At 44.4% G+C, this 11,174-nt stretch carries 9 protein-coding genes; 6 read left to right on the forward strand and 3 right to left on the reverse strand.

The window, feature by feature from the left end; all coding sequences use genetic code 11:
- Positions 1 to 58 precede the first annotated feature (58 nt).
- Positions 59 to 1,852 carry a metallophosphoesterase gene (locus QUA90_RS19275; RefSeq protein ID WP_333447170.1) on the reverse strand — a complete coding sequence of 598 codons (1,794 nt, stop codon included), beginning with the start codon at positions 1,850 to 1,852 and terminating at the stop codon, positions 59 to 61.
- A gap of 302 nt (positions 1,853 to 2,154) precedes the next feature.
- Here QUA90_RS19275 and QUA90_RS19280 point away from each other — a divergent pair, with 302 nt between their 5' ends.
- Complete coding sequence (locus QUA90_RS19280; RefSeq protein WP_333330980.1) at positions 2,155 to 3,132, forward strand: acetamidase/formamidase family protein; 978 nt, start codon at positions 2,155 to 2,157, stop codon at positions 3,130 to 3,132.
- A 155-nt stretch (positions 3,133 to 3,287) separates the two neighbouring features.
- The gene (locus QUA90_RS19285; RefSeq protein ID WP_333081651.1) at positions 3,288 to 3,572 is read left to right on the forward strand and encodes a hypothetical protein; all 285 of its coding nucleotides are present in this window, start codon (positions 3,288 to 3,290) and stop codon (positions 3,570 to 3,572) included.
- Positions 3,573 to 3,826: 254 nt separating this feature from the next.
- On the opposite strand, the gene galT is transcribed toward QUA90_RS19285, so the two are convergent.
- Together galT and QUA90_RS19295 are read right to left on the reverse strand one after the other, a co-directional pair.
- Entirely contained in the window at positions 3,827 to 4,849 is a 1,023-nt protein-coding gene (galT, locus tag QUA90_RS19290; RefSeq protein WP_333447172.1) for a galactose-1-phosphate uridylyltransferase, read from the reverse strand.
- Between the two features lie 228 nt (positions 4,850 to 5,077).
- The gene (locus QUA90_RS19295; protein ID WP_333447174.1) at positions 5,078 to 5,737 is read right to left on the reverse strand and encodes a restriction endonuclease subunit R; all 660 of its coding nucleotides are present in this window, start codon (positions 5,735 to 5,737) and stop codon (positions 5,078 to 5,080) included.
- A 285-nt stretch (positions 5,738 to 6,022) separates the two neighbouring features.
- On the opposite strand from QUA90_RS19295, the gene acs reads away from it, so the two are divergent.
- The 4 genes from acs to QUA90_RS19315 all read left to right on the forward strand — a co-directional run bounded on the left by acs (position 6,023) and on the right by QUA90_RS19315 (position 10,748).
- Positions 6,023 to 7,993 (forward strand): acetate--CoA ligase, encoded by a 1,971-nt coding sequence (gene acs, locus QUA90_RS19300; RefSeq protein WP_333330970.1) that lies wholly within the window; start codon positions 6,023 to 6,025, stop codon positions 7,991 to 7,993.
- A gap of 50 nt (positions 7,994 to 8,043) precedes the next feature.
- The gene (locus tag QUA90_RS19305; RefSeq protein ID WP_333330968.1) at positions 8,044 to 8,673 is read left to right on the forward strand and encodes an ACP phosphodiesterase; all 630 of its coding nucleotides are present in this window, start codon (positions 8,044 to 8,046) and stop codon (positions 8,671 to 8,673) included.
- Positions 8,674 to 8,769: 96 nt separating this feature from the next.
- Positions 8,770 to 9,666: a thermonuclease family protein gene (locus QUA90_RS19310; protein WP_333387584.1), complete on the forward strand. Its 897-nt coding sequence runs from the start codon at positions 8,770 to 8,772 to the stop codon at positions 9,664 to 9,666.
- Between the two features lie 293 nt (positions 9,667 to 9,959).
- Positions 9,960 to 10,748, forward strand: a complete 789-nt coding sequence (locus QUA90_RS19315; RefSeq protein ID WP_333447176.1) for a class II glutamine amidotransferase — start codon at positions 9,960 to 9,962, stop codon at positions 10,746 to 10,748.
- Positions 10,749 to 11,174: the final 426 nt, after the last annotated feature.

An 11,174-nucleotide genomic window follows, 5' to 3' on the forward strand; every position in this document is an offset into this window, starting at 1 on the left:
AATAGTGCAACATCTCAGTTGACTCAGATATCTGTAGGGACACGGCAATGCCGTGCCCTTATCTTTCGCACTTAAACTCATCAAACTTCACCACTTCCGACTCCGGTTTCCGCGTATCAAAATAGTAGCTGCTAACCGTACCCTCTCCCGTATCAAAAATAGTAAAAGCCGTAATATCATTGCTATCAATATACGGCAACGGCAGCCCATTTTTCCCCAACAAAGGCGCAACAGTTGGCACCACAGGCTCCAATCCGTTCGGGTCTCCAATTGCGCTGTAATCTTCCCGATATGCCGGCGGCACAAATCGGCGCTTTTCCCCCACAAAAGCACCGTAACTGTTGCCCACATTAGAAGTCTCCAAAAAGTGCATTCCGCTGGAACTTACAAATCGATTCCACAAGTGCGAATGTCCGTAAAATACCAACTGCACCCCCGCTGATTCTAGTAGCGGCACTACATCCCGAATCAGATAATCTTGCTGTTTCGGATACTCGTAACGCACCATTTTAATCTCGCCATCGAGAGCGCGATCGACTATTTGCACTGGATCAGTATAAGCAGGTACAATATTGTCACCCAGAGAATGTGGCGGGTAGTGAAACATCACAATTTTATATTTTGCCTGCTGGAATTGCGAACTCTTTAACTCTTGTTGCAGCCAAGTATATTGAGCGCTGCCCTTGACAATCGGCTCAAAAATATGCTGTCCGTATCCCCATTTTTCGGGATTATTAAAATCTGCGTCCCGTTCGCGATACCTGCCTCTCGCACCCGGATCTAAATTCGGAGTTCGCCAGATATTCGCAACGTATAAAGTCACTAACCGCACGTCCCCAAAAGTCACAGCATAGTAATTTTGGCCTCCCGGTAAATTGAAAATCTCGTCATAGGTATCGCTATTAAAACTATTGTTTTTTAGCCATATTTCCCGCACAGAAGAGTCATTACTAGGATTCAAAGATGCAGCACGTTGAGCGTATATTTTCTCGGCAGCCACGCGGGGAAAAGGATCATTAAATTGGTCGTTGAGGGCGCTGGTAGTTGAAAACCTGCCCATGATCTCGTGATTGCCAATGGCGGGAAATAAAGGCGCGTGTTGGATCAGTTCGCCGCCGCTGTAAACGGTTTTGATGCCGTTTTTGTCCAGTTCGGAAAATGCGCGCCCTTGCATAGCGGGAAAGAATGCCCGGCCTCGGTCGTCGTCAAACCATTCGGAAGCGCGATCGGGTATATTAATTAAATCCCCAGCCATGAAAACCGCGTCAACTCTCCCAATTGTTTCGGCTACTTTCTGGAGATTTGCTGCTGTCATCGGCATCAATTGATGGTCGGAAGTGAGGAGGATTTTGAGCGGACTTCCTGGTGCTGGTTTCGGAGAAAGAGTGAAAACTTTGCTGCTGACAGATGCGCCGTCTTTCCTTTCGCTAGTGACTCGATAAGGAATGGGAACACCGGGCATTAAATTGGGGACTTCTGCTTCGTGGCGCCAGATGTCGCGGACAATTGGATTACTGTCAATTATGCTTTGTTTCATTTCATCGGAGATGCGCGAGTCTTTGTCTTCGCGAGTGCGGCTTAGCTTAGTAGTATTTGCCGTCACAACTTGATTCAAATTTTCGCCGTAAGTAACAGTGTTGCGAGTACCGCCAAACTCGGTAAACCAGACAACTCGCACCGAGTTTACTGTTGGGAGTTGCAGAAACGGATCGGTTAAAAGCTGAGGTTCGTTGAGGTTAGATGGCATCATAAAACCTAGCAGTAGGACAATCAAAATCAAAACAGCAAAAAACCAGGGATTGCGGGGCAAATCTCTAGAATTTTTTAATTGAGCGGGCAATGGTGTCAACATTAGTCATTAGTTATTAGTTATTAGTCTGAAGAAAAAACAGCAATCGATTTTAGATTCTCGACTGGGAATTTTAAACTACCAAGGTTATCAAAAAGTTAAAAACTTTGTAAAATATCTCACATCTAACAAAGTTCAACCATTTTTTCACATCTTCTGAACTCTCCATTCTCTTTCTCTGCGCCCTCTGCGCCCTCTGCGGTTCATTAAAAAAAATCTTTCTCAAAAATGCTTGAGACTTGCGATATAACATTCTTAACACCCTTACTTCAATCTAAAATCTAAAATCTAAAATCTAAAATCCCATGACTCGCCACCTTCTCAAGGCTAACTGCAAAACCGTACACTTGGGCGGTTTCTCTCCGAATATCGAACCTGCTTTAAGGGTGGATTCGGGCGATCGCATCGACATCGAAACCTATTCAGGATATTATGTTGCTGACAAAGCGCCGCCGGAATTTCTCACCCCCGAATTTTTAGATATTTGTCATAATTTGCCTCCCAACCGCAAAGTTGGCCCTGGGCCCCACTTGCTGACAGGCCCGATTTATGTTAACAATGCCGAACCGGGAGACGTTTTAGAAATTCACATTGAGGATGTTTACCCAAGTTTGCCAGTAGGATTTAATGCAATTCGCGCCGGATGGGGAGCATTACCTGATTATTTTCCCGAACCTAAATTGCGGTTTATTCCGCTAGATTTACAGCAAAAAACTGCTGAATTTCCCCCAGGTAGCCGCCTTGCGATTCCCTTGCATCCTTTTTTTGGAATTATCGGCGTTGCAAATTCAGAAATCAACCGTTCTTCTATTCCTCCAGAGCGCTACGGCGGCAATCTGGACAATCAGGAACTCCAAGCAGGAACGCGGTTATTTTTACCTGTTTTTCTGCGGGGCGGTTTACTGTCCATCGGCGACGGACATTCGGCACAAGGAGATGGTGAAGTTGACGGTACTGCTATAGAAACTTCGATGAACGGGACTATTAAAATTATCTTACGCAAGGATTTTTTTCGGATATTTCCGTTTGCAGAAACGCCCACTCATATTGTGATTATGGGATTTGGTAGAACATTAGATGAAGCGTTTGAGATGGCGCTAAAACAGACGGTTTATTGGCTGCAAAAGTTTGCAGGTTTCCAAGAGGAAGATGCTTATGTTTTGTGTTCCATCGCGGTAAATTTTCGGATTACGCAGGCTGTCAACAATCCTCAAAAAGGAGTTCACGGAATGATGCCCAAGTGTATTTTGCCGGAGGTGAAAATTATTGGTCACGGAGTGTGATGTAAAATGATAACACGCGAGGGACCAAAAAATTAGGATCGCGATCGCACAAACTACACAAATTTGTCACTGCTGTGGTCGATCAGGATCGCGTTCCTGTGGACAATTAAGCTTAAAATGGATAAGTTACCAGTTCTACCTAAATCGAACTCAACATGAAAAACCAGACTGACGATGTTGCCAAAAAAGATTTAGTCGATCGAGCTTTTGGGAGTGCAGCAATACCAGATCCCACAGCGTGGGTGCACGAACATTATTTTCTGGCTAATTTCGCCGATACTCTGGCCAACATTCAAGAACATTTGTCTGATGAGAGTTGCGAAATCGGCGAAAATGGCGACTCTGGCGAGGGACTCTTATCGATCGATGCCAAAATTAGAGATATGTTGAGAGCTACTTTTAGCGACGACGGCTGGCAGTATGTCGAAAGTTTATTGTGAGGTTGGTAACATCCATAAGTATTTGTACGTTCATAAATTTAGAGCGTAAGTTATACCACTTTAAAAAAAGAATCCAACTTTAGGCCGATGATCTAAACCCTTAGATCATGCGTTATTCCTACTTCTTTAATCTCAAATATCAAATCTCCAATAATATCAGTTTCCTCCCCCAACGCAGACTCGCAACTGGGAGTAGCTGTGTGCATTTTCACCCCAATTTGAAGTAAATTTGACCTATTGTGATCTAGAATACTTTAGATGTGGGGAAAATTACTGTCGCTAGGAATTTCGATCGATCGCAAAAACGCCGCACTTTCTTCGGGCAAAGCAGTATTGATAAACATCCCGCTGCCCAACTCAAATCCAGCTTGCTTGGTGACTCTGGGAATAATTGCGATATACCAGTGAAAGTATTTTGTTCCCCCTTCGGCGATCGGTGCCGATCGAATATTATAGTTGTAATCAGGATTGTTCAATCCGTAATAAAGCTTAGCTAGTACAGTTTTCAAAGTATCAGCAAGAGCCGTAACTTCCGCATCAGTAATTTCATCAAAGGAAGAGGAATGCCGACGCGGAAAAATCCAAGTGTGAAACGGTGAAAGTGCAGCGTAAGGGATAAAAGCCACAAAATGTTCACTCTCACAAATCACTCTTTCTCTCGCCGCTAATTCATCTTCCAAAGTCCGGCAAAACAGACATTCTCCCGTGTCATCAAAATATCTAATAGCTTCGTCGATGCGGCTGCGAAATTGGCTGGGTACAACGGGCGTCGCTGCTATCTGCGAGTGGGGGTGTTCGAGAGAAGTTCCGGCAGTTTCTCCGTGATTTTTGAAGATAATAATTGTTTCAATGTGGGGATTTTTTCTAATTTCTACATAGCGCTGGCGGTATACTAAAAGTATATTTGCAACTTCTTCAACACTCAACAAAGCTGTCGTCAAATCGTGTCGCGGGTGTTCGACAATTACTTCGTGAACGCCGATTCCCGCCATCGTGCGGTGAATTCCCGATGATATCCTCATCCATTTTGCTGTCGGGGAGAGGGCGGGATATTTGTTATAAATTGCCCTTACTTTCCAGTCAGCGCGATCGCCCAAACGGCAAGTTTCTAAGGTTCCGTCTTCTTCATTTCCCACGCAAAACGGGCAATCGGCACGGTGCGGTGGCACTACGGCAGCCCAGTTTTTTTTGTTAGCGAATTGATCCGGTCTTGTCGCCCGTTCGGTGGCGATGATAACCCAATCTCTGGTAATTAAATTTTGTCTAAGTTCAGACACTTTTTTACCTTCAGTTGCAGGGTTTAACCGTTTATTATTGTATAGAACAATTAGTATTTTGTCACTCCCTATTGCAGTTTTTTAACAAATCTTGATTTCTAAATCTTCCCGCAGTTCCCAACAGAAGTTAACAACAGTTGGCATCGACGATAGAATGCGATTAGGACTAAATTGGTACAGAATATCTGTCTAGTCAGTACAGGCAAGCACAGATTTCAACCGCAGAGATTAAGCCAACTGCAACTGCACATTCTGCAACTTGCAAATCGCTTTCAACACTTGCGCCAACAAGAACGATCGCTCTCGGTCAATCAAATTCAATTGCGGTAAAATCTGATAAGTACAAGGATTTCCCCGCGTCAGATAGACAAACTGATAGTTACGTCCATTCGTCGTCAATCCCCAAACAGACGATTGCTGCTGCAAACTTTTATAAGCATAAGTCAGCAATTGTGGCAAACCGGCCCAAGAATCGATCGCACTATTTTTCGCCCCGACTACCAAAATCCAAAACTGTGCCGCCGCGAGTTCTGCATCCGGCTGATTTACCGCTAAGACCTCCAAGCGCCCTTTAATTAAAGTATCCCCATCCTCAACCTCGATCGCGATGCTATCTTCCATTGTCAGCACGATCGGAATATCAAAAAATCCTGCTAATCTCATTAACGGTGAAATCACTAAAAATTTAACGAGTGCTTCTGAAACTTTTCCTGCGGATAAGTAGCGTCGAAAGTCAGTTCTAATTTTTAATATTTCCTGCTGTTCTAATTCTGACAGCGCTTCCAGAGAGAAAAAATCGGTGAAGGCGTCTCCTTCTCGCTCTTCCAGTTTGAGAAGGCGGCGAACGTCATTTAGCGACAGTTGGCTTGCTTCTAAATTTTGGATCATGCTTTTCCCTATCATTCAGATTGAGTAATCCTTTTCAAGCAGCTTCACATCATTATACTATTAAACTAAAATTTATACAATTTTTTATATAAGAAATTTTTCCCAAACGAAGCTCGAACGAACTTTATTTGGTCTCAAAACTCGAGGCAATTATAATTTTCAAATAAACAGCCACAGCCCCAACATTTACACAATTCCCAAAATTCTTAACGAAACTCAAGATATTTTTGCGCTCAATTGCGTACAAAATAGTTTAAAGAAGTAGATGCAGTTACAGAAAAAGCAATGTCACAAGATACCATCGAATCAATTCTGCATGAAAGACGGCTATTTCAGCCGCCCGCTGAATTCTCCCAAAAAGCTCACATCAAAAGCCTAGAAGAGTACCAAGCCCTTTACGACAAAGCCAAAGCTGACCCCCAAGCCTTCTGGGCAGAACTCGCCGCCCAAGAATTGCACTGGTTCCAAAACTGGGATACCGTGCTCGACTGGCAACCGCCTTTTGCTAAATGGTTTGTCAACGGTAAAATTAATATTTCTTACAATTGTCTCGATCGCCACTTAACCACTTGGCGCAAAAATAAAGCCGCCCTGATTTGGGAAGGCGAACCCGGAGATTCCCGCACCCTCACCTACGCGCAACTCCACCGCGAAGTCTGCCAAATGGCGAACGTCATCAAACAATTGGGAGTCCAAAAGGGCGATCGCGTTGGCATTTATATGCCGATGATTCCCGAAGCTGCGATCGCCATGCTAGCCTGTGCCAGAATCGGTGCAGTACACAGCGTTGTTTTTGGCGGTTTTAGTGCAGAAGCTTTGCGCGATCGACTTAACGACGGCCAAGCAAAACTCGTCATCACCGCTGACGGTGGCTTCCGCAAAGATACCGCCGTCGGCCTCAAAACACAAGTAGACAAAGCATTAGCAAATAATGCCACACCAAGTGTTACCAACGTTCTCGTAGTTCAGCGCACCAAACAGAAAATTGACATGGAACCAGGGCGCGATCATTGGTGGCACGATTTGCAAAAAGGTGCATCGGCAAATTGTCCCGCCGAACCGATGGACAGCGAAGATATGCTGTTCGTACTCTACACCAGTGGCAGTACCGGCAAACCGAAAGGTGTCGTCCATACAACCGGTGGTTATAACCTTTATACCCACATGACAACCAAGTGGATATTCGACCTCCAAGATACCGATGTTTACTGGTGTACTGCTGATGTCGGCTGGATTACCGGACACAGTTACATAGTCTACGGGCCACTGTCCAACGGTGCAACAACTTTAATGTATGAAGGTGCTCCTCGCCCTTCTAATCCAGGCTGTTTTTGGGATGTAATTGAAAAATACGGCGTCACCGTTTTCTACACTGCACCCACCGCAATTCGCACCTTTATGAAAATGGGCGAACACTTGCCCAACGCGCGCAATTTGTCATCTTTACGATTGTTAGGAACCGTTGGCGAACCGATCAATCCCGAAGCTTGGATGTGGTATCAGCGCGTAATTGGCCACTCGAATTGTCCGATCGTTGATACTTGGTGGCAAACAGAAACCGGGGGAATTATGATTACCGCTTTGCCCGGTGCAATTCCTACAAAACCCGGTTCTGCAACCCTACCGTTCCCCGGAATTGTGGTCGATGTTGTTGACCAAGATGGGGAAACAGTCACTAACGAAAGCGGCGGTTATTTAGTGGTGAAACATCCTTGGCCGGGAATGATGCGGACACTTTACAACGATCCCGATCGTTTCCGCCGCACTTATTGGGAATATTTACACCCGAAAGATGGCGAATTTGTGTACTTTGCAGGGGACGGCGCGCACAAGGACAAAGACGGTTATTTCTGGGTAATGGGTCGCGTTGATGATGTAATTAATGTGGCCGGACACCGACTTGGCACAATGGAAGTCGAGTCAGCTTTGGTATCGCATCCAGCGGTGGCGGAAGCTGCGGTTGTTGGCAAACCGGATGAGATTAAAGGTGAGGAAATTGTGGCTTTTGTCACGCTGGACAACTCGCAGCAACCTAGCGATGAATTGGCTAAGGAATTGAAGCAGCACGTTGTTAAGGAAATTGGGGCGATCGCCCGTCCCGGCGAAATTCGATTTACTGATGCTTTGCCGAAAACGCGAAGCGGGAAGATTATGCGCCGATTGCTGCGTTCTTTGGCGGCGGGACAAGAGGTTTCTGGGGATACTTCGACTTTGGAAGACCGGACGGTTTTGGATAAGTTGCGCGGTGGTGCGTAGGGGGATTTTTTTCAGGGCAGGTTCTTAATAGCAGTAAGGTGCGCCGGGTCGTGCACCTTACTCTTTCTGCTTATGCTATCTTAGATATTTTTACTGTAGCAATGAATTATTTGGCTCATCTATTCTTATCAAAAGGCACGCCAGAATCCCTGATTGGCAACCTCTTAGGAGATTTTGTCAAAGGTTCGGCAATCAACCTTTATCCCGATGAAATTAGAAAGGGCATCGATTTGCACCGCAAAGTAGATAGCTACACGGACTCTCACGCAATAGTGCGATCGAGTAAAAGCCTTGTTTCTTCCCAGAGACGCAGGTTTGCTGGAGTTTTGATTGACGTGTTTTACGACCACTTCTTGGCTAAAAATTGGCTGGAATATTCAGAAATTCCCCTCCGGGATTTTTCTCAGGATGTCTATAAAATCCTGCAAGACAACCGCGATATATTACCTGACTCTCTCCAGCGGGTACTGCCCACAATAATTGCCCGCGACTTGCTTTCATCTTATCAGGAAATTGCCGAAATCGGCATCACTCTTACAAGAATGTCGGCCCGAATCAAGCGGACAAATAACTTGGCAAGCGGCATAGAAGATTTGACAGCTAACTATCAGCGCTTAGAATCAGATTTTCAAGATTTTTTCCCCGACTTGATAAAATACGCGACTGTTGACAAATATTAATACAAACAACAAAAATTACAGTTGCTAGTGATAACGAACTCGTGTATAATCCAAGCGATACCTGCATGAAATCTCAAGTGCAACAGGGTTCAAAATATGGCAACCAGAATTCCGAACCTGCAAATAACTAAAGTAGTTGATGGCGACAGCATCAAAATTTCTCTCAACGGCAAAACCGAATCTCTGCGGCTGATTTGCGTCGATACAGAAGAAAGTCATTCGGGAGGTTCCAAACCTGTAACTGCAGCGGGGAAAGCAGCTTCAGAAATGGCTAAAAAATACTTCGCCACAGCAGATGGCGGACTTGCTCAAATTGACATAGAATTTGATACAGACGATTCGGTTGAAGTAGCTCTACAAAAACACCGCGACAACTACGGGCGTCTCCTCTGTTACGTACATAAAGACGGAGAAAATTACAATCTTAAACTGATTGAAGAAGGCTGGAGTCCCTACTTCGTCAAATACGGGCGATCCCGATTGTATCACCGACAAATGACAGAGGGAGAATCGGCAGCAAAAGCTTACAATCTGATGATTTGGAATCCGATTATCAATGCCAAAATTCCCTCTCGCAACTATGCTAATTTACTTCCTTGGTGGTCGATGCGAGGCTCGATTGTTGAAGAGTTTCGGTTGTCGGAAGCAACCGCAGGAGCGCTTTCTTTGAGGTTGGACTACCCGAAAATATTAGCTGCTTCTGAGAGAGCTAAATCTATTACTATTTTCTGCGATTTGCAGGCGGGAATTACTAAAAGGATCGGCGGCAGCGCTGTAATTTATGCTGGTTCGGTGTATCATAAATTAGCTTTGTGGATACCAGATGCGGAAACTGATGAAATGGCTCCTTTGAAGCGGCTAATCGAGAAGCGTTATGCGGGTCTGGGACGGGGATATGTGTATGTCAGTGGGAAGGTAGAACAGTACAAAGGGAAGCCTCAAATAGTTTTGCAGGATATCAAACAACTTTCAGACTTTCCCCCACAAAAGTGAATTTTACATAAATTTAATTAACAAAATTGCAGGACAAATGGAACGATGAAGACTGTTCTCCGGGGAACGCGATTGAATTTTGGGCGATTCCCTACCGCAACGGGCTCGCACGCGCGTTCGGGATAGCTTGGCTTCACGCATTTTTTAAAATTTAAGTAGCATTATGGTTAACCATCCAAAATAATTGTGTTTTTTTTATTAGGCTAAATCAATTCATACTATAATACTATCATCGCAAATCTGTAGCTGCCAATAGCTGCGACATCCATTCAAACTCCAGAGATTTAAAAGCTATGTGCCAATTACTGGGAATGAACTGCAATGTTCCAACAGATATTTGCTTTTCTTTTGAGGGTTTTTCTGCAAGAGGTGGCCGAACAGACGTTCATCAAGACGGTTGGGGAATTGCTTTCTTTGAAGGTTTGGGATGTCGCCTTTTTATAGACTCTAAACCTGCGATTGCTTCTCCGGTTGCAGAAGTAGTGCGTCGCTATCCGATTCATTCAACTAACGTGATTGCTCACATCCGCAAAGCTACCCAAGGCGAAATTGCTCTGGAAAACTGCCACCCTTTTATTCGGGAACTTTGGGGACGTTATTGGGTGTTTGCTCACAACGGAAATCTCGAAAATTTTTCTCCAGAATGTGCCGGAGTTTACAAACCGGTTGGCAAAACTGACAGTGAAAAAGCATTCTGTTTAATATTAGAAAAGCTGCGCTCTACTTTTCCTCAAAATAAGCCTGCTTTAGCGGAAATTTATCCGGTACTGGAGGAAATTACTAAAACTTTGGCAGAACACGGAATTTTTAATTATTTACTTTCCGATGGAGAACACTTGTTCACCCACTGTTCTACTAATTTGCATTATATTGTGCGACAAGCACCTTTTGCTAGCGCTCACTCGATCGACGAAGATATAACAGTCGATTTTCGGGAATTGACCAACGAGGACGATCGCGTGGCTGTTATTGCCACTTTTCCGCTGACAGATAACGAAGTTTGGACGCAAATTCAGCCGGGAAAATTGCTGGTATTTCAGGATGGTTTGCCGCTCAATTTTGGGCGGCTGGAGTCCAGTTAACGAGACTTAAACAAATTTAAAGCCTAAACAAAGCCATAACCTGCTGTGTGTGACGCACGTCACCATTATCTTGCAGCCAACGGACAAATCTATAAGATATAGTTGTTAAGCTGACCAGGCAGAGCATACAGGTTTTCACAGGTTCGTTCCTCCAACACCTTCTCCATCCTCCTGTTAACTGTTGGCAAATAATCAAACGCCTCTTTCGTACTTACTATGCTAAAAGTGTAGGAAGCTGCCAGCCAATCAAAGCTCTAATTTTAAACTTTTTAAAGTTTATCAATTGAAATCCACAACGCTTTAATAATTTGGTAGCGGTGCATAGTTATGGAAATCCCGTAGAATTATTTAGGGTTTGCTGAATAATTGATCGCAGACCACTAGCAGGAGCGATCGATATATTCAAGGTGAGTTAAATATAAGTTT

Origin of the sequence: Microcoleus sp. D3_18_C4 (assembly GCF_036702355.1) — a bacterium.
GTDB lineage: Bacteria > Cyanobacteriota > Cyanobacteriia > Cyanobacteriales > Microcoleaceae > Microcoleus.

Bases quoted from the DNA above. Each gene is read 5' to 3' on its own strand.
- QUA90_RS19275 (WP_333447170.1), bottom strand. From the start codon at position 1,852: ATGTTGACACCATTGCCCGCTCAATTAAAAAATTCTAGAGATTTGCCC.
- QUA90_RS19280 (WP_333330980.1), top strand. From the start codon at position 2,155: ATGACTCGCCACCTTCTCAAGGCTAACTGCAAAACCGTACACTTGGGC.
- QUA90_RS19285 (WP_333081651.1), top strand. From the start codon at position 3,288: ATGAAAAACCAGACTGACGATGTTGCCAAAAAAGATTTAGTCGATCGA.
- QUA90_RS19295 (WP_333447174.1), bottom strand. From the start codon at position 5,737: ATGATCCAAAATTTAGAAGCAAGCCAACTGTCGCTAAATGACGTTCGC.
- acs (WP_333330970.1), top strand. From the start codon at position 6,023: ATGTCACAAGATACCATCGAATCAATTCTGCATGAAAGACGGCTATTT.
- QUA90_RS19310 (WP_333387584.1), top strand. From the start codon at position 8,770: ATGGCAACCAGAATTCCGAACCTGCAAATAACTAAAGTAGTTGATGGC.
- QUA90_RS19315 (WP_333447176.1), top strand. From the start codon at position 9,960: ATGTGCCAATTACTGGGAATGAACTGCAATGTTCCAACAGATATTTGC.